Consider the following 25,393-nt stretch of genomic DNA (forward strand, 5'->3'; position numbering starts at 1 on the left):
GAGTAGTTTTACAGGCAAAGCCGAAACGGATGATAACCACCTACTGAAGTAGGTGGTTTAGGGCTGAAAATAAAAAGGCCATCATAATGATGGCCTTTCTAACTTTAGCGTTTAACAATCGTCGTTTACGTTCGACTGTTTAGACGGTCCTGCAATTACGCTAGCAATTCTTTAGCTGTGTTCACTACGTTTTCAGTCGTGAAGCCAAACATCTCGAATAGCTGACCAGCAGGTGCTGATTCACCGAATGTTGTCATACCGATGATGCGACCGTCGAAGCCTACGTACTTGTACCAGAAATCCGCAATGCCCGCTTCAATAGCGATACGTGCCGTTACGTCTGATGGCAGTACAGATTCACGGTAAGCGGCGTCTTGTTTGTCGAATGCATCTGTTGATGGCATTGAAACAACGCGTACTTTCTTGCCTTCTGAAGTTAGTTGCTCAGCGGCTTTCACTGCAAGCTCAACCTCAGAACCTGTTGCGATAAGGATTAGCTCAGGCTTACCTTCGCTATCTTTCAGGATGTAAGCACCTTTCGCGATGTCTGCGACTTGTTCAGCAGTACGCTCTTGTTGCGCTAGGTTTTGACGAGAGAAGATAAGTGCAGTTGGTGCATCTTTACGTTCAATCGCTAGTTTCCATGCAACTGCAGACTCAACTTGGTCACATGGGCGCCATGTGCTCATGTTTGGAGTTACACGTAGAGACGCCATTTGCTCAACAGGTTGGTGAGTTGGGCCATCTTCGCCAAGACCGATCGAATCATGCGTGTAAACTTGGATGTTCTGAATTTTCATCAGCGCAGCCATACGCATTGCGTTACGAGCGTATTCCATGAACATTAGGAATGTTGCGCCGTAAGGAACGAAACCACCGTGCAATGCGATACCGTTGATGATAGCAGTCATACCGAATTCGCGTACACCGTAGTGGATGTAGTTGCCAGAGAAGTCCTCCGTTTCTAGAGACTTAGAACCAGACCACATGGTCAGGTTAGAAGGCGCTAGGTCAGCAGAACCACCCATAAACTCAGGAAGCATTTGACCAAACGCTTCTAGTGCATTTTGCGATGCTTTACGTGATGCAATGTTCGCTGGGTTTGCTTGAAGATCGGCAATGATTTGGTTCGCTTTTTCTTCCCACTGTGCAGGAAGTTCGCCGTTTAGACGACGTTTAAGCTCTGCCGCTTCAGCAGGGTAAGCTGCAGCGTATGCTTCGAATTTTTCATTCCAAGCTGCTTCTTTCGCGGCGCCCGCTTCTTTTGCATCCCACTCAGCGTAAACATCTGCCGGGATCTCAAATGGGCCGTACTCCCAACCTAGGTATTCGCGAGCCGCTTGGATTTCATCGTGACCTAGTGGTGCACCGTGACAGTCGTGCGAACCAGACTTGTTAGGAGAACCGAAACCGATAATTGTTTTGGTACAGATAAGCGTAGGACGTGGGTCCGCTTTTGCTGCTTCAATTGCTGCGTTGATCGCGTCTGAGTCGTGACCATCGACTGCTGGGATTACATGCCAGCCGTACGCTTCAAAACGCTTAGGTGTATCGTCAGAGAACCAGCCTTCAACGTGACCGTCGATAGAAATGCCGTTGTCATCCCAGAACGCGATCAGTTTGCCTAGACCTAACGTCCCAGCAAGAGAGCATGCTTCATGCGAGATGCCTTCCATTAGACAGCCGTCACCCATGAACACATACGTAAAGTGGTCAACGATATCGTGACCTTCTTTGTTGAACTGTGCCGCTAGTGCTTTCTCTGCGATCGCCATACCAACAGCGTTAGTTATGCCTTGACCTAGAGGACCCGTTGTTGTCTCGATACCAGGCGCGTAGCCGTACTCTGGGTGACCTGGGGTTTTTGAGTGCAATTGACGGAAGTTTTTCAGATCGTCAATAGATAGCTCGTAACCGCTTAAGTGCAGTAGAGAGTAAATAAGCATTGACCCATGACCGTTTGACAGCACAAAGCGATCGCGGTCGGCCCACTCTGGGTTTGAAGGGTTATGGTTTAGGTGAGAGCGCCAAAGAACTTCAGCGATATCAGCCATACCCATTGGTGCGCCTGGGTGGCCTGAGTTAGCTTGTTGAACACCATCCATGCTTAGAGCACGAATTGCATTGGCAAGATGTTTACGAGACGACATGTCTGCTCCTGAGTACATTAAGCGAAACGAAAAGTAGGTCATAATTCTCTCAAAGCCCTGTTGGGTGTGCAAACGTTTTCCAGTCCAAAACCTCACAAATATTGCACCTTTCGCGCCAAATCGTTCGAAGTTCTTAAAATTATCAATAAATCAGGCAAACGTTTGGTTATAACAAAAACCAAAAAAGAGCTTGTAATTCGAGCAATCAAATTTAGAATAGACGTCTAGATGTAGATACACCTACAAAAATTAGTATTAATTTGCGCTGGAGAGTTTATCATTCCCCAGTTTTAAACCAGATATAGTGGAGCTAACATGGCTAAGCACCTGTTTACTTCTGAGTCAGTATCAGAAGGTCATCCAGATAAAATTGCAGACCAGATTTCTGATGCGGTTCTTGACGCGATTCTAGAGCAAGATCCAAAGGCTCGTGTTGCATGTGAGACTTACGTTAAAACCGGTATGGTAATGGTGGGTGGTGAAATCACGACTTCAGCATGGGTAGACATCGAAGAGTTAACTCGTGAAACCGTTCGTGAAATCGGCTACGTACATTCAGATATGGGCTTTGACGCAGATTCTTGTGCGGTACTAAACACAATCGGTAAACAGTCGCCAGATATCAACCAAGGTGTTGATAAAGCTGACCCTAAAGAACAAGGTGCAGGCGACCAAGGCATCATGTTTGGTTACGCTTGTAACGAAACTGAAGTACTAATGCCAGCGCCAATTACTTACTCTCACCGTCTTGTTCAAAAGCAAGCAGAAGTTCGTAAAAACGGCACACTACCTTGGTTGCGTCCTGATGCAAAATCTCAGGTAACATTCCAATACGATCAAGGTAACATCGTTGGTATCGACGCGGTTGTTCTTTCAACGCAACACTGTGATTCAATCTCAACTTCAGACCTGCGTGAAGCGGTAATGGAAGAGATCATTAAGCCAGTGCTACCTTCTGAGTGGATCAACAAAGAAACAAACTTCTTCATTAATCCAACCGGTCGCTTCGTAATCGGTGGTCCTATGGGTGACTGTGGTCTAACTGGTCGTAAGATCATCGTAGATACCTACGGCGGCGCAGCTCGTCACGGTGGCGGTGCGTTTTCTGGTAAAGATCCATCAAAAGTTGACCGTAGTGCAGCATACGCAGCACGCTACGTAGCGAAAAACATCGTAGCGGCAGGCATGGCTGACCGTTGTGAGATCCAACTTTCTTACGCAATCGGTGTTGCTGATCCAACGTCTATCATGGTGGAAACGTTCGGTACTGAGAAAGTATCTCACGACATCATCATTGAAGCGGTTCGTCAATTCTTCGACCTACGTCCATACGGTCTACAAGAAATGCTTAACCTTCTTCAACCTATCTACAAGAAGACAGCGGCTTACGGTCACTTCGGTCGTGAAGAATTCCCGTGGGAAGCAACAGACAAAGCTGCACTTCTACGCGATTTCGCTGGCATCAAATAATCAAGCCAAGCAAGAATCAATCAAGCCCTCGCCTATGGTGGGGGCTTTTTATTTTCAGCAACTTTTATCTAGTCATTTCGACTCATACCGCCCTGCCCCACAAAGCAGTCCTGTTTCTCCCTCATTTTTATACCGAATAAATTTTAAGCAATTATTTGTAAATTATCCCATCTCCGCCAATAGTTAAAATATTGTTAACTCCAATTTAAATAGAGACGTCGGATGCTGGCGACTGTGGAAGCAACACTTAAGTAAAGACATGAGTCAGGCATCTTTATGGCCGATACCAAACTAAGCCAATGCTCAGATGTAAACTTGAAAAAGTCGCTTCAAGTTTGACTGAACAAAAACCGCTGTCAGTTGGTATAAGCGGATAATGTGGGAATAAATCAAGGAGGAGTTATGCCTCGAACTGTTAATCCATCGGACTTCCACAACAAGCGAAAGGAAGTGCCAGACAACGAATACGCCAGAACCATACCGTGCAATACGGTCAATCTTTCTGCACCTTTTCATTGGCTAGCATTAGGTCTGCATGATTTCGTGCGAATGCCACTTATTAGTGCTTTCTATGGCATCTGTTTTATGGCAGCTGCGATAGGCATTGTTTTGCTCGTACAGTGGCAAGGCACACACTTGGTCGTCATGCCCAGTTTGATTGTTTACATGTTAATCGGTCCGTTTCTCGCGCTGGGCTTGTATGATGCCAGTTGGGAGAGAGAGCGCGGACACAAAGCAAGCTTGCTCCATTCAATGAAAGCGATCGGTCGTAACTCAACATCTCAATGGGCGTTCGCCGTGTTACTCGCAGTGTGTATGATATTTTGGATGCGCATTGCCGCTCTACTTCATGCGCTCTACCCTTCTGTTCAAGGGGCACCTTTAAGTGAGTTCCTACCCTTCCTTGTCATCGGCTCTTTAGTTGGCTTTGTTTTGGCTTGTGTGGTGTTTAGCATTTCAGCCTTTTCTATTCCGCTCATGATGGAGCGTCGCGTAGACATGATGACCGCTGTATTTACCAGCTTTAATGCAGTGAAATCCAACATTCCAGCAATGATTGTTTGGGCAGCGATCATCTGTGGCGGTATTCTTATCGGCTTTGCGACCTACGGGATCGGAATGTTGTTTACCATGCCAATTCTAGGCTACGGTACATGGCACGCTTACCATGCCACCATCAAGAAAAAACACACACCATAATTAACTGATGCTATGATCTGGCCCTCGCAAATGCGGGGGCTTTTTTATTTGATTTATCGAGGTGAATTGTGGATATAGAACTCAGCTATAAAGCCAAGCAAGTGATGGCGGGCTGTATCGCGATGGCGGAACAAGCTTTCAAACGTTCTTTCCCGATTCCAACAATCACCTTCGACGTCCGTGGGAAAGCGGCAGGAAAAGCCTACCTTCAATTAAATCAAGTACGCCTAAACCCTGTTTTATTTCGCGAAAACACCCAAGCATTCTTAGATGAAGTCATTCCTCATGAAGTAGCACACCTGATTACTTATCAGGTTTACGGGCGAGTTAGGCCTCACGGTAAAGAATGGAAAGGCGTCATGGAAGCCGTATTTAACGTACCAGCCAAAACCACTCACAGCTTTGAAGTAAAATCCGTTCAAGGTAAAACCTTTGAGTATCGTTGTGGTTGTATGACCTACCCTCTATCGATTCGCCGTCATAATAAAGTGCTGCGCAAAGAGGCGACGTACTCTTGTCAAAAATGCCGCCAACCACTTAACTTCACCGGCATTCAATTATCGTAGCCCTTACCTCATAGTGTTACTTGCGTTCCCAAAATAAAGATCGAGTTGATCAAAACCTTCCCTTCGCCACTTATTGTTAACTTACTCATCACTAAAGCTATTTTATGCGTGTTATCATGAATAAAGTCATACTTTATAAAGACTTTTATCATGAAATACTTACTCTCTCTGTTGCTTATCGCGCTTTCTAGCACTGCGATTGCCGCGCCACCGAGCTCATTCTCAGCTGCCAAACGTGAGGCGGTCAAAATTTATCAAGACCATCCAACAAGCTTCTACTGTGGCTGTAACATTCAATGGCAAGGCAAGAAAGGCTTACCCGATTTAGCCTCTTGCGGCTACCAAGTCCGTAAACAAGAAAAACGGGCTGCACGAATCGAATGGGAGCACGTTGTTCCTGCGTGGCAATTTGGCCACCAGCGTCAATGCTGGCAAGATGGCGGACGTAAAAACTGTAAGAAAAAAGACAAAACTTTTCGTTTAATGGAAGCAGACTTACACAACCTAACTCCTGCTATTGGTGAAGTAAACGGTGACCGTTCGAACTACAACTTCAGCCAATGGAACGGTATGGATGGCGTGAGTTATGGTCGCTGTGAGATGCAAGTGAACTTTAAGCAGCGTAAAGTCATGCCACCAGACCGTGCGCGTGGCTCAATTGCTCGTACCTATCTATACATGAGCAAAGAGTACGGTTTCAAACTGTCGAAGCAGCAAACGCAATTAATGAGTGCTTGGAACAAAACCTATCCTGTCGATAAATGGGAATGTGAGCGTGACGAGCGCATTGCAAAAGTACAGGGCAATCACAACCCATTTGTTCAAGAAGCCTGCCGCGCACTGTAACCTCCGACCTCGAAGCGTTTCAATTACTGATATTGAAACGCTTCTTGCCCCTTGTTTTTTCGGTGCAAAGCATCCATGTTAGGGTTTAAGTTTATTCTCTTGCTGGAAATCTCATGCGTACCCCTCGAATTTATCATCCAGAAACTATTCATCAACTTGGCTCACTTGCTTTAAGTGACGACGCAGCAGGCCATATCGGTCGTGTTTTGCGCATGAAAGAAGGCCAAGACGTTCTCCTTTTTGACGGCAGTGGCGCAGAGTTCCCAGCGGTTATCAGTGAAGTCAGCAAGAAATCAGTTTTGGTTAACATCACCGAGCGCGTAGAAAACAGTATTGAATCCCCTTTAGATCTGCACCTTGGTCAAGTCATTTCACGTGGCGATAAGATGGAGTTCACCATCCAAAAGTCTGTTGAACTTGGCGTCAATACCATCACTCCTCTGATTTCTGAACGTTGTGGCGTCAAGCTTGACCAAAAGCGTTTTGAGAAAAAACTCGCGCAATGGCAGAAAATCGCCATCAGTGCCTGTGAGCAATGTGGGCGTAATGTCGTGCCCGAAATTCGTCCAATTATGAGCTTGGAAGAGTGGTGTAAAGAAGAGTACGATGGTTTAAAGCTTAACCTTCACCCTCGTGCTAAATACTCAATCAACACTTTGCCAACCCCGGTTGAAAAAGTGCGCCTACTGATCGGTCCTGAAGGCGGTTTATCGTCTGAAGAAATCGAGATGACTCGAGAATACCAATTTGAAGAAACGCTACTCGGCCCTCGCGTTCTGCGTACCGAAACAGCGGCTCTGACAGCAATTACAGCCTTACAAGTTCGTTTCGGCGATCTTGGTTAAACGGAGAAAAATAATGATCAAACTCGGTATCGTAATGGACCCAATCTCGTCCATTAACATCAAAAAAGACTCTAGCTTTGCCATGATGCTTGAAGCGCAACGACGCGGCTATGAAATCCACTACATGGAAATGAATGATCTGCATCTCGATCAAGGCGTTGCCATTGCAGATACTAAAGTGGTAGAACTAAAAGAAGATCCAAACGGTTGGTACGAGTTCAAATCAGAGCAAACTATCGAACTGTCTGAGCTAGACGCGGTGCTAATGCGTAAAGATCCTCCGTTTGATACTGAATACATCTACGCGACTTACATCCTTGAGCGTGCAGAAGAACAGGGTGCACTGATCGTTAACAAGCCTCAAAGCTTACGTGATTGTAACGAAAAGCTGTTTACAGCATGGTTCCCAGAGCTGACACCTACAACGATCGTGACGCGAAAAGCAGAAAAAATTAAAGAATTTCGTGAAAAACATGGTGATGTCATCCTGAAACCGCTTGATGGTATGGGTGGCGCGTCCATCTTCCGTGTAAAAGAAAACGATCCAAACGTCTCTGTAATCATCGAGACATTGACTAACCACGGTCAAAACTACGCAATGGCACAAACCTTCGTGCCAGACATCAGCAACGGTGACAAACGTATCCTAGTGGTAGATGGCGAACCTATGCCTTACTGTCTAGCACGCATTCCTGCTAAAGGCGAAACGCGCGGCAACCTAGCCGCTGGTGGTACTGGTGAAGCTCGTCCGCTAAGCGAAACCGACCTCAAAATTGCGCAAACCGTTGCTCCGACACTGAAAGAAAAAGGCCTTATCTTTGTTGGCCTTGACGTAATTGGCGACAAGCTAACAGAAATCAACGTCACCAGCCCAACCTGTATTCGCGAAATTGAAGCAGCTTTTGATATCTCAATCACAGGCAAGCTGATGGATGCGATTGAGCGTCGAGTAAAAGGCGAATAACTCAAACTGTATTACAGTTAATAGAGAGCGTAGTACATTAACTTAAGCAAACTCATGCACATACCTAGATGTAAATTGTATGATGTTTGCTTAAGGGCATTTACGAGAGTTAAGGGTCAGTATGAGTATGAATCTCACAAATCACTTTTTGGTTGCCATGCCTGGGATGAAAGATCCGTACTTTCAAAACAGCGTGATCTACGTTTGTGAGCACAACGAAGACGGCGCTATGGGGCTGATGATCAATGCTCCTGTTGATATCACCGTCGGCAACATGCTCAAGCAGGTGGAAGTTCAGCCAGTACACCCGCGCCTATTTGAAGCCAGTCTAGATAGACCAGTCTACAATGGCGGCCCAATCTCGGAAGATCGTGGTTTTATTTTGCATAAACCCAAAGATTACTACGAGTCCAGCGTCCAAATGACCGATGACCTCGCGGTAACCACTTCGCGTGATATTCTTTCGGTGTTAGGAACAGAAGCAGAACCAAGTGATTACCTAGTGGCACTGGGCTACTCCGGTTGGAGTGCAGGCCAATTAGAAAGTGAGCTGGTCGAAAACTCTTGGCTCACCATTGAAGCGACGCCTGAAATTATCTTTAATACACCAATCAACGAGCGTTGGAAGAAAGCGGTCGAAAAGCTGGGTATCGACCCAAGTCACCTTTCAGCAGACTCTGGACATGCTTAGTCCAAATATACAGTTACATTAGATAGAGACACCTTATGTCACGCACAATTATGGCTTTTGACTTTGGAACCAAAAGCATTGGTAGCGCTATTGGCCAAGAAATTACTGGTACAGCTTCCCCATTAAAAGCCTTTAAAGCCAATGACGGTATTCCAAACTGGGACGATATCGAAAAGCAAATCAAAGAGTGGCAACCAGATTTGCTAGTGGTCGGTTTACCGACCGATCTGCATGGTAAAGACCTTGAGACCATAACCCCTCGTGCACGAAAATTTGCTAAGCGTCTGCAAGGCCGATACGGATTGCCAGTTGAACTGCATGATGAGCGTTTATCTACTGCAGAAGCTCGTGCGGAGTTGTTCAGCATGGGCGGCTACAAAGCCCTATCGAAAGGTAATGTTGACTGCCAGTCAGCAGTGGTGATTCTAGAAAGCTGGTTTGAAGCCCTTTGGGGTGAGTAAACACTTCAAGCACAATGAAAAAAGGTTGGCTCCTGCCAACCTTTTTTGTTTCTGGATTGGATTAATCCATATCGATCTTAACGTTTGCCAAACTGCCCGTAGAGAATGCTTCACCACGCTGCGTTTTCAACATCAAGCGCAGATCATTCGCCGAGTCGGCACTATGTAGTGCATCCTCTTCGCTGATCTTACCTTGCATCACTAACTTATAAAGAGATTGATCGAACGTCAGCATACCAAACTCATTTGAGCGAGCCATGGTTGACTTCAACTCATGTAAATCTCCGCGACGAATCAAATCCGACACACGTGGGCTATTTAGCAAGATCTCAAATACACCATGACGTCCCTGCCCATTTTTATCTCGGATCAGCTGCTGACCAACCACGCCTTTTAGGTTCATCGACAAATCGAACAAGAATTGTTCTTTTTGATCTTTCGGTACCAAGTGAAGAATGCGCTCTAAAGCTTGGTTTGCATTGTTGGCGTGCAACGTTGCCATACACAGGTGACCCGTTTCGGCGAAGGTCATCGCGTATTCCATTGTTTCACGGCTACGGATCTCACCAATCAAAATCATATCTGGTGCTTGGCGCAGCGAGTTTTTAAGCGCAACTTCATAGCTTTCCGTATCTAACCCAACTTCGCGTTGAGTCACGATACAGCGCTTGTGTTCATGCACGAATTCGATCGGATCTTCGACCGTCAAAATGTGCCCGGTTTTATTGCTGTTTCGATAGCCTGTCATCGCCGCCATGGTGGTCGATTTACCCGATCCAGTAGCACCGACCACCAGCACCAAACCACGCTTAGCTATCGCCAAATCTTGCAACACTAACGGTAACTTTAACTGCTCAAAAGTAGGAATATTGGTTTCAATACGACGAATCACTGCGCCTGGTAACTCGCGTTGAAAAAAGGCACTCACACGGAAGCGACCACAATCTCTCACAATGGCAAAATTCGACTCGCGACTTTTACGAAATTCCTGACGCCGATCTGGTTCCATAGCGCTATCGAGTAATGCAGCCACATCACTCTCGGTGAGTTTTTCCCCTTGCGGACGCAATTCGCCATCCACACGAAATAGAATTGGCGCTCCAACCGTGATGTAAAGATCCGACGCTTTCAGCGCCAGCATGCCTTCGAGAAATTTATCTAGATCCATCTTCCGTATTCACCATTATCTGTATGAACGTTACGAGAATTGCTGCACTTCTAATCCGATCTTACTATCGACCTCTTCACGAGCAACCATGCCTTGCGCCATTAACTGACGAGCATTTTGCTCCATGGTTTGCATGCCGTGAGCCGCACCTGTTTGAATGATCGAATACATCTGCGCGACTTTGTCTTCGCGGATCAAGTTGCGAATCGCAGGCGTTGCCATCATAATTTCATGGCATGCAATACGGCCACCACCATTACGCTTCAGAAGCTTTTGCGCGATAACCGAACGAAGGGACTCAGATAGCATCGAGCGAACCATATCTTTATCACTACCAGGAAACACATCGATAATACGGTCAATGGTTTTTGCCGCCGAGCTGGTGTGCAACGTCCCGAAAACTAAGTGACCCGTTTCTGCCGCCGTTAAGGCAAGGCTGATGGTTTCTTTGTCACGCATCTCACCAACCAGAATAACGTCTGGGTCTTCGCGCAATGCGCTGCGCAGTGCGTTTTGGAAACTATGGGTGTCACGGTGAACTTCACGCTGGTTAATCAAACATTTATTGTTGTTGTGAACAAATTCAATCGGATCTTCAATTGTGAGTACGTGCTTGTTGTGATTACGGTTAATGTAGTCAACAATGGCTGCTAAGGTCGTCGATTTACCTGAACCTGTTGGGCCAGTGACCAGAACTAAGCCTTTTTCAGCGTTCGCAATTTTTTTGAAGATCTCTGGCGCTTCTAGCTCTTCCAGAGTTGGAATGCTACTTGGAATGGTACGGAATACTGCCGCACAACCGCGAGATTGGTTGAAAGCGTTGACACGGAAACGGCCAACGTTATGCAACTCAAAAGAGAAATCGACTTCGAGTTTTTCTTCGAACTCACTGCGCTGGGCATCGTTCATGATTTCGAAAACCAAACGATGCACTTCTTGGTGTGTAAACGCTGGAATGCCTAGTTTTCTTACATCCCCATCAATACGAACCATTGGTGGGACACCTGCAGAAAGATGTAGATCCGAGGCATTATGTTTTACACTAAAATCCAGTAACTCAGTGATATCCATTTAAAATCCTTAAGTCTAAAGTACAGCTATGAGTAGTATTCAACAAAATATTGAACATATCACCTCTCAAATTCGATATGACGAGCAAAAATGTGGTCGAACTCCAGAGTCAGTGCAACTTCTAGCGGTAAGCAAAACTAAACCTGTCGAGGCAATTCTCGAAGCCTACCAAGCGGGACAAACCGCCTTTGGTGAAAACTACGTTCAAGAGGGCGTCAGTAAAGTTCAGCACTTTGCCGAGCATTATCCAGATAATCGAATCGAATGGCACTTCATTGGCCCGATTCAATCGAATAAATCGCGACTTGTTGCTGAACATTTCGATTGGGTTCACACCATCGATCGAACCAAGATTGCTCAACGCCTGAATGATCAGCGGCCAAGCGAACTTAAACCGCTACAAGTTCTGATTCAGGTTAACACCAGTGGTGAGGTATCTAAATCTGGCGTCACTGAAGCGGAAGTATTCGAGCTGGCGGAGTTGATTTCTCGCCTACCCAACCTCACTTTAAGAGGGTTGATGTCGATTCCTGCCAACGTGTCTGACTACGAATCACAACTCCGTGAATTTCAGAAGTTGGCTACGTTGAAGCAAACACTCGAAGCACAGTTCCCAGAAATCGATACATTATCAATGGGAATGAGTGGTGATATGACCGCTGCAATCGAAGCTGGTAGTACAATGGTTCGTATTGGAACCGCTATTTTCGGCGCACGAGACTACAGCTAAATCAACAAAACGCTCACTCGCGACATAAGTTATGTCGTCAATCGTTAGAGCGTAAATGCGCAATCATCTTACTCGCCAATAGGAGCAGTAAGTAACAGCGGCGCCATTATACACCTGGGCGCACAACAAATTCTAAATATCATGATGGAAATCAGACAAATGGAACATAAAAAAATCGCCTTCATTGGTGCTGGCAACATGGTGAGAGCCATTGTTTCAGGCTTGGTTGCTAACGGATACCCAGCGCAAAACATTACCGCGACAGCTCCTTCAGAGGCTCGCCGCCTTCTGCTAGAACAAGATTTTGGCATCCGTACCACCAGCGATAACATCCAAGCTGCGACCGAGGCGGATGTGGTGGTATTGTCTGTAAAACCGCAAATGATGGCTGATGTCTGTAAACCACTGCAATCGATCGATTTCACTAATAAACTGGTGATTTCTATTGCCGCAGGCATCAACTGTTCACGATTGGATGATATGCTAGCCACCAAATTGAACTTGGTTCGTGTTATGCCAAATACGCCATCACAACTTGGGTTGGGTATGAGTGGTTTATTCGCACCAACTCATGTAACCGAGCACGACAAAGCTTTTGCCGCAGAGTTAATGGAATCGGTCGGTAAAGTATGCTGGGTTGAGCAAGAGTCTGGCATCAATAATGTGATTGCCGCAGCGGGCAGTGCTCCAGCATACTTCTTCCTGTTTATGGAAGCGATGCAAGCAGAAGCGATTGAGCAAGGCTTTGATAAAGAGACCGCTCGACTATTGGTTCAGCAAGCGGCACTGGGCGCGGCCAGTATGGTGGTTAGCAACCCAGAAACTGAGCTATCAACCCTGCGTGAGAACGTAACATCGAAAGGTGGGACAACGGCAGAAGCACTGCGTACATTCAACGAACATCAACTTTCAGATATTGTCGCTAAAGCCATGCAAGCTGCTGTGGCTCGCGCGGAAGAAATGGAAAAACTGTTTTAATTATTTGGATGAACTCCGTTTAGTATCATCCATCACTTGTTAAGGGTACCTTATGAATTCAATGAGTTTTCTCATCTCAACCCTATTTGACCTGTACATCATGGTCGTAATTTTGCGAATTTGGTTGCAAGCTGCGCGCGCAGACTTCTACAACCCATTCTCGCAATTCATAGTAAAAGCGACTCAGCCGGTCATTGGTCCATTGCGCCGCGTTATCCCTTCCGTGGGGAATATTGACCTAGCAACCGTGTTGTTTGCCTACGTGTTGTGTGTGCTTAAATTTGTCGTGCTTATCCTAATAGCTTCGAACGGTTCCGTCTCTTTCAGCGCTGACTTCTTATTCTTGGGCTTATTATCATTAATCAAAGCCGCAGGTGGCCTATTGTTCTGGGTACTATTGATCCGTGCAATTTTGAGCTGGGTAAGCCAAGGCCGCAGCCCTATCGAGTACGTATTCCATCAACTGACCGAGCCAATGTGCGCTCCAATCCGTCGTATTCTTCCGGCTATTGGTGGTCTTGATTTAAGCGTACTGGTGTTATTTATCGGCTTGCAGTTCGCGAACTTCTTAATGGGCGATATCATTGGTCCAATTTGGTTCCAGCTATAATGTCAGCTGCAGTTTGGCAAGATGGTGAGGACATCATCCTGAAGCTCTATATTCAACCTAAAGCTAGCCGCGATAAAATCGTTGGCTTGCATGGTGAAGAGCTAAAAATCGCCATTACTGCTCCACCTGTCGATGGCAAAGCTAATGCACACCTAACTAAGTTCTTAGCCAAGCAGTTTAAAATCGCTAAGGGCTTGGTTCACATAGAAAAAGGTGAATTAGGACGGCACAAACAAATTCGGATAGAATCGCCTACCCAGATACCGACAGAAATTAAAGCCATCATATGATGGCTTTTTATTTACGATTTTGTACCACACTTACTAATACCAACGACTGAGTACGCATTTTTTACCCCCTGACCAAGGTAAAATTGCAGCTATGGTTGTTTTATAACAAGTGCTTTGAGGAAGTAACAATGAGCAAATGGATTACCGCATTACTGATTAGCCTGTTGTCGTTACCAAGCTTCGCCGATCAGTTTAAAAATATGAAAGATATCGAAGTACACTATGTAGCGTTTAACTCAACATTCCTAACACCCAAAGTCGCACGTAGCTACGATATCAAACGTAATGGATACCTCGCAGTGGTTAATATTAGCGTGTTAGATAGAGCTTCATTGGGTAAGCCAGCATTAGAAGCAAAAATTGCTGGACGCGCGAAGAACCTTATCGGCCAAACTCAGACCTTGACCTTTCGTGAAGTCAAAGAAGGCAATGCGATATACTATTTAGCCGAACTACCAATTACCCACGAAGAAACTTTTACTTTCGATATTGACGTAAAAGCTGGAAACAAAGGCTCAGGTAAGCTTAAATTCACCCAGAAGTTTTATGTTGAAGAGTAATTGGGTTGTGATGTTCCAAAAGCTTTTGGATCTAAGCAGGCTAAAAACCACTTATTAATTAAAGAATATCTAGAGGAGAACGATTTGTTCTCCTCTATCACTATTAAAAGAGATTCCCATGAAAAAAATTGTGCTAGCAACTGGTAACCAAGGCAAAGTTCGTGAAATGGCAGATTTATTGTCTGACTTCGGCTTTGAAGTATTAGCGCAAAGTGAATTCAATGTATCGGAAGTAGCTGAAACGGGTACAACTTTCATTGAAAACGCAATCATTAAAGCTCGCCATGCCGCACAAGAAACAGGGCTTCCTGCCATTGCAGACGACTCTGGATTAGAAGTCGATTTCTTAAAAGGCGCTCCGGGCATTTACTCTGCACGTTACGCAGGCGAGAGCGCATCTGATCAAGAGAATCTAGAAAAATTGCTAGCGGCAATGGAAGGCGTACCAGAAGCAGAGCGTACAGCACGTTTCCACTGCGTATTAGTCCTCATGCGTCACGAGAACGACCCAACGCCTATCGTCTGTCACGGTAAATGGGAAGGCCGAATTCTAACTGAAGCACACGGTGAAAATGGCTTTGGCTACGACCCAATCTTCTTTGTTCCTGAAGACAACTGTGCGTCAGCCGAACTTGAACCTGCACGTAAGAAACAACTGTCTCACCGCGGTAAAGCGCTCAAGTCGTTGTTTGCTCAACTGTCTGAGCAAGTGTCTCAGTAATCACGAGCGAATTAGACCATGTTAACGCCCCCAGCACTCAGCTTGTATGTACACATCCCGTGGTGTGTGCAAAAGTGCCCGTATTGCGACTTTAACTCTCACGCGCTCAAAACCGAGATTCCAGAAGAAGAGTACATCAGTGCCCTTTTAGAAGATTTGGATACCGACATTGAGAAATACCGACTTAACGAAGCGCCACGTCCACTGCATTCAATCTTCATTGGTGGTGGTACGCCGAGTTTGATTTCGGCAGAAGGCATCGAGCGTCTACTTAAGGGCATTGAAGCGCGTATTCCGTTCAAGCCTGAAATCGAAATCACCATGGAAGCGAATCCAGGCACCATCGAAGCAGAGCGTTTTGTTGGCTACCGCAAAGCTGGTGTAACGCGTATCTCTATCGGCGTGCAAAGCTTTGAGCAACAAAAGCTTGAGCGTTTGGGGCGTATTCACGGCCAAGACGAAGCCGTCAACGCTGCTCAGCTGGCGCACCAAATCGGTTTGAACAGCTTTAACCTCGATCTCATGCACGGCTTACCTGATCAAAGCATCGAACAAGCCTTGGCAGATTTGGACAAAGCGATTGAGTTGGCACCGCCGCACTTGTCTTGGTATCAGCTGACCATCGAACCAAACACCATGTTCTACTACAAGCCACCAACGCTACCTGACGATGATGACTTGTGGGATATTTTCGAGCTCGGACACCAAAAACTTGCAGCCGCGGGTTATGTGCAATATGAAATCTCCGGTTACAGCAAGCCGGGCTATCAGTGTCAGCACAACCTCAACTACTGGCGCTTTGGTGATTACCTTGGTATCGGTTGTGGCTCTCATGGCAAACTCAGTTTTACCGACGGACGTATTATTCGAACGACAAAGGTAAAACACCCGCGAGGCTATTTAGCGGCTTATCAAAATATGGTCAAACCTTATCTGCATACGGAACATGTCGTCGCGGATGAAGATCGTCCATTCGAGTTCTTTATGAACCGATTCCGCTTAATCGAAGCCTGTCCGAAGCAAGATTACGTGGACACCACGGGCTTACCGCTTAGTACGATTCAAGAAACCATCAGCTGGGCGATAGAAATGGGCTACCTGAGTGAAACGCCTACCCACTGGCAAATTACTGAAAAAGGGAAGCTCTTCCTTAATGATTTGCTCGAAGCCTTTATGGCCGAAGAAAGCGAAGAGTAACGCAACCCCAAAACAAAAAAAGCCTCTCAATTGAGAGGCTTTTTATTTAGAAACTGTGCCGTCCTAAATAAAGTTGACACATTTCTAACATTAGAAAATTGAACGGCCAATTCGCTCTGAGAGCAGCTCAAGCGCCTTAGTACCCGCAAGCGAGTTACCTGAAGGATCAAGCTCTGGAGACCATACTGAAATGGTCATTTCACCAGGTACTACCGCGATAATGCCACCACCAACACCAGACTTACCAGGCATACCAACGCGATAAGCAAACTCGCCCGCGCCATCATACAAGCCACACGTTGCTAACAGTGCATTAAGTTGTTTGGTTTGCACAGGAGAAACTACAGGCTTACCCGTTTGTACCGATGTGCCCTTGTTTGCTAAATAGCTAAACGTTTTAGCCAAATCGACGCAACTCATCTTCAGCGCACAAGCGTGGAAGTAATTTTGTAGTACTGGAATCACTTCATTTTCGAAGTTGCCAAACGAACGCATGAGATATGCAATCGCCGCATTACGGTCACCATGCATCATTTCGGATGCCGCAACGACTTTGTCATACACAATATGGGTATCACCAGAAAGCTGACGCACAAATTCCAACAGGCGCTGACGAGGTGCAGATAAGCGAGTTTGTAACAAATCTGCCACTACTATCGCTCCAGCATTTATAAATGGATTACGAGGAATACCTTGCTCCATTTCTAGCTGGATTAGCGAATTAAATGCCTGCCCCGAAGGCTCTTTTCCCACTCGAGACCAAATTTCTTCTTGCTTGTACAAGCACATCGCTAACGTCAAGCTCAATGCTTTTGAAATAGATTGGATAGAGAAAGGTTCATCGGCATCACCCGCCTTAATAACCTCACCTTCGTTGGTGTATACCGCAATACCTAACTTGTTGCTGGGTACTTTTGCCAGAGCAGGAATGTAATCAGCCACTTTACCTTGGCCGATTAAAGGGCGTACTTCCGCCAAAATATCTGTCAAAATTTCCACTGTCGGTTTCATTCTCTACCTTCTATTTACAAGAGAACTCGTTGAGCTCAGAGGTAAAAAAAGCCAACGTGTCGTTGGCTTTTCCATAGGGTTCGTTCGACTCAAGTCGATTATGGTTTTACTGCCACAATAATATTGCGGTTGATAGATTGATCAACACGGTGAAGATAACCGATGTAAGGCTCTTCTGAAAGTACCTTCCAACCTTGCTCTTCAAATAATGCCGCGACATCTTTCCATTTCAATGTAAATTCATTGAAAGACAACACCACTGAACCTTGTTTTTTCAATACCACTTTCCATGCAGGCAGAGCCTCTTTTAAAAGCTCTAGTGGACTGCGGTTCAGTTTGCTGTCCTTGGCATTTTTGCTGCCGTGCTGCACGCCATAAGGCAAGTCAGACACCATCACATCAACTGAGTTCTTTTTCACGACTTGATCAGCGATACGAGTATCAGCCGAATACAGCTTCATAAACTGAAGATGGCCTTGGTTGTAATCTTCTTTATTTGCTGCAGCTTCAACCACGAAACCATCCGCCACTTTCTTGCCACCCGCAGTGCGCTTTTCTTTGCTCACTTTGTGCTTAAAGCGGCCATTCTTCATGAACTTAACAATAAAGGTCTGGATCTCTTGCACCCACTTGGCGTTGATCTCAACCCCTACCACGTTCAAACCGTGGATCAAGCCTTCAAATAAGGTTGTACCTTTACCACACATTGGATCCATTAAGGTCAGTTGTTCACTTCCCGTATTGGACGCACTAATGCCGATATTCACCATCAAACGGGTAAACTGCTCGTTTGTTTTCCCGGTGTAGCGCAAAATCTGGCTCATACTTTCCGGGAAAGTGTTAAATACGGGCGCTTGAACTGGTCGAAGTAAACCATCTTCGCGCACTTCAAATAGCGCATAGTAAATCGAAGAGGCTGCGATTCTTCGCGCCTGCTCATCGGTTAGCGCTTCCTGACAAGAAAACACCAACGCAGCAGGTAAGCCAACGTCTTTACTACCAATTTCTGTCACATCCACGCCTTGTGAAGCTAAAATTGCTTTTAGCTCAGAACAGGCAATGGTCATTGCGCTATCAAAGTAAATTCGGTTATGACCCGGATTCGCTAATATCGCGTAATGGTACATCCCATGAACTCCTCTGGTTACGCAATACGCTTATATTTGATATCCCAAACACCGTGACCAAGACGGTGACCACGAGCTTCAAACTTCGTTAGCGGGCGATCGTCTGGACGAGGAACGAAATCACCATCTTTAGCAATGTTTTCGAAACCTGGCGCTTGGTTCATCACTTCAATCATGTGCTCTGCGTAGTTTTCCCAGTCGGTCGCCATGTGGAAAATACCTTCATTAGGGATAAGCTTCTCACGCACCATTTCCGCAAAACCTAATTGAACAATACGACGCTTGTGGTGACGCTTCTTATGCCAAGGGTCTGGGAAGAACAATTGCAGTGTCGATAAGCTGCCATTTGGGATCATGTGTTCGAATACTTCTACCGCATCGTGACACATTACACGCAGGTTAGTAATTCCCGCTTCGCGAGCATCGGCAAGACAAGCACCAACGCCTGGGCTATGAACTTCGATACCGATGAAGTTTTTCTCTGGCGCGTTCTTTGCCATTTCAACCAATGAAGCACCCATACCAAAACCGATCTCAAGCACTACTGGGTTATCGTTGCCAAACACCTCTTTCCAATCGAGAAGTTCAGCTTTGAAGTCAATACCCATCGTAGGCCAGCATTCATTCATCGCGCTCTCTTGACCTTTAGTCAAACGCCCTTCACGGCGTACAAAGCTGCGGATTTTGCGGATCAGCTTTCCGTCTTCGTTGTATTCGTTAGTGGTTACTTCACTCATTGATTTTGCCTGCACATTGATTAATCAAAGCGGGGATTATCCAAAGAATTTACTTAGGTGCAAGTATTTGTTGAGCTCTTGGTCTATGGCAACCCAAAAGCAACGACACACCTCTTTATATCCCTACTGTTTATCCGTTGTACTTCTTGCCCATTATGTGGTGCAATTTTGCACCTAACCAATACTAGAATACAGAGCAAGTCGTGACACCTTTCGCCAGTGCCATCCTAGAATGGTATGACGCATATGGAAGAAAAGATCTTCCGTGGCAACAAAATAAGACCGCATACAGTGTCTGGTTGTCTGAAATTATGCTTCAGCAAACTCAGGTCACTACGGTTATTCCGTATTACCAACGTTTCTTGGAGCGCTTTCCAACCGTGATCGATCTTGCCAATGCTGAGCAAGATGAAGTCCTACACCTTTGGACTGGCTTAGGGTACTACGCCCGAGCCCGTAACCTTCACAAAGCAGCACAAGAGGTCGCCTCTACATACAATGGTGAGTTTCCTCTTGATATAGAGAAAATGAACGCCCTACCGGGGATTGGTCGCTCTACCGCTGCCGCCATTTTATCGTCTGTGTATAAACAACCACACGCGATTCTTGATGGTAACGTGAAGCGCACCCTATCCCGCTGTTTCGCAGTTGCAGGATGGCCAGGACAAAAAAAGGTTGAAAACCAGCTGTGGGAAATTGCCGAAACGCACACCCCACAAACGGATGTAGATAAGTATAACCAGGCAATGATGGACATGGGCGCAATGGTCTGCACACGCAGCAAACCCAAATGTAGCCTCTGCCCTGTTGCTGATCTGTGTGTGGCAAAGCAACAAGGTAATGTGCTCGACTACCCGGGCAAAAAACCGAAGAAAGATAAGCCAATCAAGCAAACTCGTTTCGTGATGCTTCACCACAACACCGAAAATGGTCATGAGGTGTGGTTGGAGCAAAGACCACAAACAGGCATTTGGGGTGGCTTATTCTGCTTCCCACAAACCGAACATGTGGATGCAGAAAGCGACATTGAATTGCTACTGGATCAACGCGGCATTCAAGCCAGCAATATCAAACAGAAGCAAACACTGATTACCTTTCGTCATACATTCAGCCATTACCACCTAGATATCACGCCAATTTTGATTGATTTATCAAAGCAACCGGACGTGATAATGGAAGGCAACAAAGGTCTTTGGTATAACTTATCTAAACCTGAAGAAGTCGGTTTAGCCGCGCCAGTAAAACTATTGCTGGAAACGCTACCCCACGAACTTCGTTAATTGAATACAAGGAGTCATTATGAGCCGCACTGTATTTTGTGCTCGACTAAAGAAAGAAGGCGAAGGTCTAGACTTTCAACTTTACCCTGGTGAACTAGGTAAACGCATTTTCGACAACATCTCGAAAGAAGCGTGGGCTCAGTGGCAACACAAACAAACCATGTTGATCAACGAGAAGAAACTCAACATGATGGATCCAGAACACCGCAAACTGATCGAAACAGAAATGGTAAATTTCCTCTTTGAAGGAAAAGACGTTCATATCGAAGGTTACACACCGCCGAGCGAATAAAGTCGCTTGAGTTAAACAATGACATCACAACCATTTGTGGTGTCATTTTTCTATTACCTTCAATAACTCTGATACTTATGAAAAAAATTGTCTTTATCGCTGCCGCACTTTTAATGGCAGGCTGTAGCCGTGAATTCGTCGAAAAGATTTATGACGTCAACTACGAGCCAACAAACCGTTTTGCCAATAACTTAGCTGAGCTACCAGGACAATTTGAAAAAGATACTGCGGCGCTAGATGCCTTAATCAATAGCTTTTCAGGCAATATTCAAAAGCGCTGGGGTAAAAAAGAAATCAAGTACGCTGGCAAGAGTAATTACGTTAAGTACATCGATAACTACCTTAGCCGCGCCGAGGTCGACTTTCGCAAAGGCGTGATCACGATAGAGACCGTATCACCGACCGAGCCCCAAAAACACCTAAAAGACGCGATTGTCACCACCTTATTAACACCAGACGATCCCGCTCACGTCGACTTATTCTCCTCTAAAGGTATCACGTTAGAGGGGCAACCATTCCTGTATAAACAAGTTGTCGACCAAGACAATAAGCCAATTCAATGGTCTTGGCGGGCAAACCGATTTGCGGAATACCTCATCGCAAATAAAATAAAAACCAAAAATGTAGATTTCAAGAAAGCGTATTACGTCGAAATTCCCATGGTTGAAGACCACTTTTCAACTCGCAGCTACCAATACGCCGATATCGTGCGTCGAGCTTCCAAGAAATACGACATTCCAGAAGACTTGATATACGCCATTATTAAAACCGAGAGCAGTTTCAACCCATACGCGGTAAGTTGGGCAAATGCATATGGCCTAATGCAAGTTGTACCTAAAACAGCGGGACGAGATGTGTTCAAACTCGTGAAAAAGCGCTCGGGCCAACCAAGCCCTGAATATTTGTTTAATCCAGAAAACAACATAGATACCGGTACTGCGTATTTCTATATCTTAAAAAATCGTTATTTAAGAGAAGTCCGCCACCCTACCTCTCTCGAGTACAGCATGATTTCAGCTTACAATGGCGGTACTGGAGGAGTTTTAAACACATTTCATCGCAGTGATCGCAAACGCGCAATGCAAGATCTTAATTCATTGCAACCCAACCAAGTTTATTGGGCGTTAACCAAGAAACACCCGAACGCAGAAGCGCGTCGCTACCTAGAAAAAGTTACAAATTTCAAAAAGGAATTTAACCCGAAGCAAACTTTGTAGTGACAGTTGAATAAAAAGCGTTCGAACAACCACTTTTTTGAAATTATTTAAAAAAAGTGGTTGACGCAACGCGGGAAAATCCGTTTAATAGCGCTCCGTTGCCCGGATAGCTCAGTCGGTAGAGCAGAGGATTGAAAATCCTCGTGTCGGTGGTTCGATTCCGCCTCCGGGCACCACAATTTGATTTGTTGGTGTCTTAACGAAATGTTATAACACGGACAAAAGCACAAAGAATAAAGTGTGCCGACTTAGCTCAGTAGGTAGAGCAACTGACTTGTAATCAGTAGGTCACCAGTTCGATTCCGGTAGTCGGCACCATTCTTTTGCCTCGATAGCTCAGTCGGTAGAGCAGAGGATTGAAAATCCTCGTGTCGGTGGTTCGATTCCGCCTCGAGGCACCATATTTGGTGCACTTGCTTCATAAGCAAGACACAAAAAAGAATAGTTCCTCCTTAGCTCAGTTGGTAGAGCGACGGACTGTTAATCCGCAGGTCGCTGGTTCGAGCCCAGCAGGAGGAGCCAATTTCTAGAATCTTACTTAAGTGAGATTTTAAAAACAGAAGAGATAATCTCTTCTAAAAAGAATACAGTGTGCCGACTTAGCTCAGTAGGTAGAGCAACTGACTTGTAATCAGTAGGTCACCAGTTCGATTCCGGTAGTCGGCACCATTCTTTTGCCTCGATAGCTCAGTCGGTAGAGCAGAGGATTGAAAATCCTCGTGTCGGTGGTTCGATTCCGCCTCGAGGCACCATATTTGGTGCACTTGCTTCATAAGCAAGACACAAAAAATAATAATTCCTCCTTAGCTCAGTTGGTAGAGCGACGGACTGTTAATCCGCAGGTCGCTGGTTCGAGCCCAGCAGGAGGAGCCAATTTTAAAGCCGCATCACTTGATGCGGCTTTTTTGTATCTGCTTTATACGTCATTTCTCGCTTTCCCATTTATCTGCACTTCATTTCTAAACATCAGCGAACATTAAATCCTTTCTTCAAAAACACTTATTTCACGCTAAAAATTTAATCCTCATCGTAATTTTAATACGCATTAGTATCCGAGCATATTCATCTTCACTAAGATGCCCGAGTTATTACATTTCTTCTTTTAGCTATGCCTTGCATAGTGATAACACTTTATTTGTGAGCTAAATATGAAACTAAAAACTCAAGCCTATTTATTATCTGCGATCATATTGCTAGCTCTCCTAGCTCTGACCGCAACGGGCTTATGGACACTTCGCGTCGCAAGTAACCTTGATAACAAAGCTCGAGTTACTGAGCTATTTAAAAGTGCGTACAGCATACTTACCGAAGTAGAAAAGATGGCTATCGAAGGCAAAATGCCGGAAGACGAAGCGAAAGCATTAGCCACTCGCCTACTTCGTAACAATATCTACAAAGACAACGAATACGTTTATGTCGCAGATGAAAATATGATGTTCATCGCCGCACCACTAGACCCTCAACTGCACGGAACCAGCTTCCATGACTTTAAAGATGGCAGTGGTAATAGCGTAGGCCAACTCATTCTAGATGTATTGGGGCACAAAACAGGTCAGATCGTTGAATATACCTGGAGCCAAAAACAAGCTGACGGCAGCATTGAAGAAAAACACTCGATAGCAGAAAAAACACCACACTGGGGCTGGGTTGTCGGTACAGGTATTGGCTTTAATGAAGTTAACGCACGTTTTTGGTCGACAGCACAATGGCAGCTTGTGCTGTGTCTGATTATCGCGGGAAGTATTCTAAGTGGCCTGATCATTTCGATTCGCAAAATGCTTAATCTACTTGGTGGAGAGCCTAACGACGTGCGTAAAGCAGTTCAAGCTGTCGCTCAAGGAGACATTCAGACCAGTTTTGATACTGTGGCACCGAGAGGAAGTATCTATCGTGCCGTGCAAGATATGAGTCAATCACTAGCTACCATGGTGACAAACCTAGAGAAGTCTATGCATGCACTGCGCGCAGAGTTGTTTGCCGTAGAGGCTCGATCAAATACGATTGCCGATCTTACCGTATCTCAGCAGCAATCAACGGCGATGATTGCCACTGCGATGACTGAAATGGCATCTTCAGCCAACCATGTTGCCAATTCAGCAAGCGACACCGCAAACAATACGGACGAGGCTGACAAACAAAGCCAACATACTCAGAAACTCATTCATAACACGGTTGAAAACATTCAAGGTTTAGCTTCTCAATTAAATACTGCGAGTAAAGCGGTCGCCGATCTAGATCAGGATGTAAATAATATTGTAAAAGTGCTCGATGTGATTGGTGATATTGCAGAGCAAACAAACCTATTGGCACTCAATGCAGCCATTGAAGCAGCACGAGCTGGAGAACAAGGCCGAGGCTTCGCAGTCGTTGCTGATGAGGTACGCAACCTAGCAGGACGCACACAAGACAGCACAAAAGAGATTCAGTATATGATCTCCAATCTGCAAGAAGGCTCTCGCAATGCCATTCACACAATGGAAATATGTGCAGAAACCAGTGAAAGCACTGTTACAGAGTCTAAGAATGCCTCTGAAGCTCTACAGCAAATTGTAACGGCGTTAGAATCTATCACCACAATGAGCCAGCAGATCGCTACTGCTGCCGCTGAGCAGACGCAGGTTAGCGATGATATTGCGCTACGCATAAACCTTATCGATGAAAGCGGAGGCCAACTCAACTCTGTCGTAACCGAGAGTCAATCAAGTACTCAAAGTTTAGCTTCACTAGCGAATGAGCTAGAAGGTTGGGTAAACAAGTTCTCAGTAAAGCACTAGTTTAAAGTCAATTGTTCAATAAAAAGCACGTTTTCAGACGTGCTTTTTTGTTTTTATCGCCTTTATTTTGCAAGTGAACACACTATCAATGTTAAAACATCGCTTAAAGCATGGCGCATTGCTGCTAAAAACGCATAAAAACAGCCCACTCCGAGCACAAATTCATCAAACGATATTTTATTTTAATTTTATTGTTGACCTGAAAGCCGAAAAGCCTTTTAATACACCTCGTCGCCCGGATAGCTCAGTCGGTAGAGCAGAGGATTGAAAATCCTCGTGTCGGTGGTTCGATTCCGCCTCCGGGCACCACAATTTATTAATTGTTGGTGCTTAGCACGAACAATGTTAAAGAATAAAATGTGCCGACTTAGCTCAGTAGGTAGAGCAACTGACTTGTAATCAGTAGGTCACCAGTTCGATTCCGGTAGTCGGCACCA

At 45.5% G+C, this 25,393-nt stretch carries 25 protein-coding genes and 9 tRNA genes; 28 read left to right on the forward strand and 6 right to left on the reverse strand.

The annotated features are described in order from the left end of the window. Positions 1 to 155 precede the first annotated feature (155 nt). On the reverse strand, positions 156 to 2,150 hold the full coding sequence (tkt, locus tag R7F67_RS22880) for a transketolase (RefSeq protein ID WP_005381028.1): 1,995 nt from the start codon (positions 2,148 to 2,150) through the stop codon (positions 156 to 158). A 315-nt stretch (positions 2,151 to 2,465) separates the two neighbouring features. On the opposite strand from tkt, the gene metK reads away from it, so the two are divergent. From metK to ruvX, 8 genes are all read left to right on the forward strand, one after another. After that, positions 2,466 to 3,620, forward strand: coding sequence for a methionine adenosyltransferase (gene metK / locus R7F67_RS22885; RefSeq protein ID WP_005381027.1), 1,155 nt, complete (start codon positions 2,466 to 2,468; stop codon positions 3,618 to 3,620). Positions 3,621 to 4,022: 402 nt separating this feature from the next. Then, positions 4,023 to 4,820, forward strand: a complete 798-nt coding sequence (locus R7F67_RS22890; protein ID WP_042521290.1) for a DUF2189 domain-containing protein — start codon at positions 4,023 to 4,025, stop codon at positions 4,818 to 4,820. Positions 4,821 to 4,888: 68 nt separating this feature from the next. After that, entirely contained in the window at positions 4,889 to 5,386 is a 498-nt protein-coding gene (locus tag R7F67_RS22895) for a SprT family zinc-dependent metalloprotease (RefSeq protein WP_005381025.1), read from the forward strand. A gap of 150 nt (positions 5,387 to 5,536) precedes the next feature. Continuing rightward, positions 5,537 to 6,232: a deoxyribonuclease I gene (endA, locus tag R7F67_RS22900; RefSeq protein ID WP_053306786.1), complete on the forward strand. Its 696-nt coding sequence runs from the start codon at positions 5,537 to 5,539 to the stop codon at positions 6,230 to 6,232. Positions 6,233 to 6,345: 113 nt separating this feature from the next. Further along, a complete protein-coding gene (gene rsmE, locus R7F67_RS22905) occupies positions 6,346 to 7,077 on the forward strand; it encodes a 16S rRNA (uracil(1498)-N(3))-methyltransferase (RefSeq protein ID WP_025768830.1) in 732 nt (243 codons plus the stop codon). Positions 7,078 to 7,090: 13 nt separating this feature from the next. Next, positions 7,091 to 8,041: a glutathione synthase gene (gshB, locus tag R7F67_RS22910; protein WP_005381021.1), complete on the forward strand. Its 951-nt coding sequence runs from the start codon at positions 7,091 to 7,093 to the stop codon at positions 8,039 to 8,041. A gap of 127 nt (positions 8,042 to 8,168) precedes the next feature. After that, a complete protein-coding gene (locus R7F67_RS22915) occupies positions 8,169 to 8,732 on the forward strand; it encodes a YqgE/AlgH family protein (protein WP_005381020.1) in 564 nt (187 codons plus the stop codon). A 35-nt stretch (positions 8,733 to 8,767) separates the two neighbouring features. After that, the gene (ruvX, locus tag R7F67_RS22920; protein ID WP_005381017.1) at positions 8,768 to 9,193 is read left to right on the forward strand and encodes a Holliday junction resolvase RuvX; all 426 of its coding nucleotides are present in this window, start codon (positions 8,768 to 8,770) and stop codon (positions 9,191 to 9,193) included. A 61-nt stretch (positions 9,194 to 9,254) separates the two neighbouring features. Here the strand turns inward: ruvX and R7F67_RS22925 are convergent, their stop codons facing one another. Both R7F67_RS22925 and R7F67_RS22930 read right to left on the reverse strand, forming a co-directional pair. Continuing rightward, positions 9,255 to 10,361: a PilT/PilU family type 4a pilus ATPase gene (locus R7F67_RS22925; protein ID WP_005381016.1), complete on the reverse strand. Its 1,107-nt coding sequence runs from the start codon at positions 10,359 to 10,361 to the stop codon at positions 9,255 to 9,257. Between the two features lie 30 nt (positions 10,362 to 10,391). Beyond that, on the reverse strand, positions 10,392 to 11,432 hold the full coding sequence (locus tag R7F67_RS22930) for a type IV pilus twitching motility protein PilT (RefSeq protein WP_005381015.1): 1,041 nt from the start codon (positions 11,430 to 11,432) through the stop codon (positions 10,392 to 10,394). A 28-nt stretch (positions 11,433 to 11,460) separates the two neighbouring features. Between R7F67_RS22930 and R7F67_RS22935 the strand changes: the two genes are divergently transcribed. The 7 genes from R7F67_RS22935 to hemW all read left to right on the forward strand — a co-directional run bounded on the left by R7F67_RS22935 (position 11,461) and on the right by hemW (position 16,518). Next, positions 11,461 to 12,162 (forward strand): YggS family pyridoxal phosphate-dependent enzyme, encoded by a 702-nt coding sequence (locus tag R7F67_RS22935; RefSeq protein WP_042521292.1) that lies wholly within the window; start codon positions 11,461 to 11,463, stop codon positions 12,160 to 12,162. Positions 12,163 to 12,321: 159 nt separating this feature from the next. Then, on the forward strand, positions 12,322 to 13,140 hold the full coding sequence (gene proC / locus R7F67_RS22940; protein WP_042521294.1) for a pyrroline-5-carboxylate reductase: 819 nt from the start codon (positions 12,322 to 12,324) through the stop codon (positions 13,138 to 13,140). Between the two features lie 52 nt (positions 13,141 to 13,192). Next, positions 13,193 to 13,750, forward strand: a complete 558-nt coding sequence (locus R7F67_RS22945; RefSeq protein ID WP_005381012.1) for a YggT family protein — start codon at positions 13,193 to 13,195, stop codon at positions 13,748 to 13,750. Next, complete coding sequence (gene yggU, locus R7F67_RS22950) at positions 13,750 to 14,040, forward strand: DUF167 family protein YggU (RefSeq protein WP_005381011.1); 291 nt, start codon at positions 13,750 to 13,752, stop codon at positions 14,038 to 14,040. The genes R7F67_RS22945 and yggU overlap by 1 nt, the downstream gene beginning before the upstream one ends. A 128-nt stretch (positions 14,041 to 14,168) precedes the next feature. Next, entirely contained in the window at positions 14,169 to 14,600 is a 432-nt protein-coding gene (locus tag R7F67_RS22955) for a DUF4426 domain-containing protein (RefSeq protein WP_005381010.1), read from the forward strand. A gap of 118 nt (positions 14,601 to 14,718) precedes the next feature. Next, on the forward strand, positions 14,719 to 15,321 hold the full coding sequence (locus tag R7F67_RS22960; protein ID WP_005381009.1) for an XTP/dITP diphosphatase: 603 nt from the start codon (positions 14,719 to 14,721) through the stop codon (positions 15,319 to 15,321). 18 nt (positions 15,322 to 15,339) lie between these two features. Next, positions 15,340 to 16,518, forward strand: coding sequence for a radical SAM family heme chaperone HemW (hemW, locus tag R7F67_RS22965; RefSeq protein ID WP_138940385.1), 1,179 nt, complete (start codon positions 15,340 to 15,342; stop codon positions 16,516 to 16,518). Between the two features lie 90 nt (positions 16,519 to 16,608). Here hemW and glsB read toward each other — a convergent pair whose 3' ends face one another. The 3 genes from glsB to trmB form a co-directional block, all read right to left on the reverse strand. Then, positions 16,609 to 17,529, reverse strand: coding sequence for a glutaminase B (gene glsB, locus R7F67_RS22970; protein WP_005381007.1), 921 nt, complete (start codon positions 17,527 to 17,529; stop codon positions 16,609 to 16,611). A gap of 98 nt (positions 17,530 to 17,627) precedes the next feature. Continuing rightward, positions 17,628 to 18,656 (reverse strand): TRM11 family SAM-dependent methyltransferase, encoded by a 1,029-nt coding sequence (locus tag R7F67_RS22975; RefSeq protein WP_065274864.1) that lies wholly within the window; start codon positions 18,654 to 18,656, stop codon positions 17,628 to 17,630. Between the two features lie 17 nt (positions 18,657 to 18,673). Further along, the gene (trmB, locus tag R7F67_RS22980) at positions 18,674 to 19,393 is read right to left on the reverse strand and encodes a tRNA (guanosine(46)-N7)-methyltransferase TrmB (RefSeq protein ID WP_005384506.1); all 720 of its coding nucleotides are present in this window, start codon (positions 19,391 to 19,393) and stop codon (positions 18,674 to 18,676) included. Between the two features lie 203 nt (positions 19,394 to 19,596). Here trmB and mutY point away from each other — a divergent pair, with 203 nt between their 5' ends. The 13 genes from mutY (at position 19,597) to R7F67_RS23045 (ending at position 25,393) form a co-directional block, all read left to right on the forward strand. Continuing rightward, positions 19,597 to 20,673: an A/G-specific adenine glycosylase gene (gene mutY / locus R7F67_RS22985; RefSeq protein ID WP_017635575.1), complete on the forward strand. Its 1,077-nt coding sequence runs from the start codon at positions 19,597 to 19,599 to the stop codon at positions 20,671 to 20,673. Between the two features lie 19 nt (positions 20,674 to 20,692). Then, entirely contained in the window at positions 20,693 to 20,965 is a 273-nt protein-coding gene (locus R7F67_RS22990) for an oxidative damage protection protein (RefSeq protein WP_005381002.1), read from the forward strand. Positions 20,966 to 21,042: 77 nt separating this feature from the next. Beyond that, positions 21,043 to 22,182: a membrane-bound lytic murein transglycosylase MltC gene (gene mltC / locus R7F67_RS22995; protein ID WP_318057394.1), complete on the forward strand. Its 1,140-nt coding sequence runs from the start codon at positions 21,043 to 21,045 to the stop codon at positions 22,180 to 22,182. Positions 22,183 to 22,282: 100 nt separating this feature from the next. Then, a tRNA-Phe gene (locus tag R7F67_RS23000) sits at positions 22,283 to 22,358 on the forward strand. A 66-nt stretch (positions 22,359 to 22,424) separates the two neighbouring features. After that, positions 22,425 to 22,500 (forward strand) — tRNA-Thr (locus R7F67_RS23005). Positions 22,501 to 22,507: 7 nt separating this feature from the next. After that, positions 22,508 to 22,583 (forward strand) — tRNA-Phe (locus R7F67_RS23010). Positions 22,584 to 22,628: 45 nt separating this feature from the next. Then, positions 22,629 to 22,704, forward strand: a tRNA-Asn gene (locus R7F67_RS23015). 71 nt (positions 22,705 to 22,775) lie between these two features. Continuing rightward, positions 22,776 to 22,851: transfer RNA gene (locus R7F67_RS23020), tRNA-Thr, on the forward strand. Between the two features lie 7 nt (positions 22,852 to 22,858). Further along, positions 22,859 to 22,934: transfer RNA gene (locus R7F67_RS23025), tRNA-Phe, on the forward strand. Positions 22,935 to 22,979: 45 nt separating this feature from the next. After that, positions 22,980 to 23,055: transfer RNA gene (locus tag R7F67_RS23030), tRNA-Asn, on the forward strand. 275 nt (positions 23,056 to 23,330) lie between these two features. Continuing rightward, positions 23,331 to 24,956 carry a methyl-accepting chemotaxis protein gene (locus R7F67_RS23035; protein ID WP_017635717.1) on the forward strand — a complete coding sequence of 542 codons (1,626 nt, stop codon included), beginning with the start codon at positions 23,331 to 23,333 and terminating at the stop codon, positions 24,954 to 24,956. A 233-nt stretch (positions 24,957 to 25,189) separates the two neighbouring features. After that, positions 25,190 to 25,265 (forward strand) — tRNA-Phe (locus tag R7F67_RS23040). Between the two features lie 52 nt (positions 25,266 to 25,317). Next, positions 25,318 to 25,393 (forward strand) — tRNA-Thr (locus R7F67_RS23045).

Origin of the sequence: Vibrio sp. YT-17 (assembly GCF_033337375.1) — a bacterium.
Lineage (GTDB): Bacteria > Pseudomonadota > Gammaproteobacteria > Enterobacterales > Vibrionaceae > Vibrio > Vibrio alginolyticus.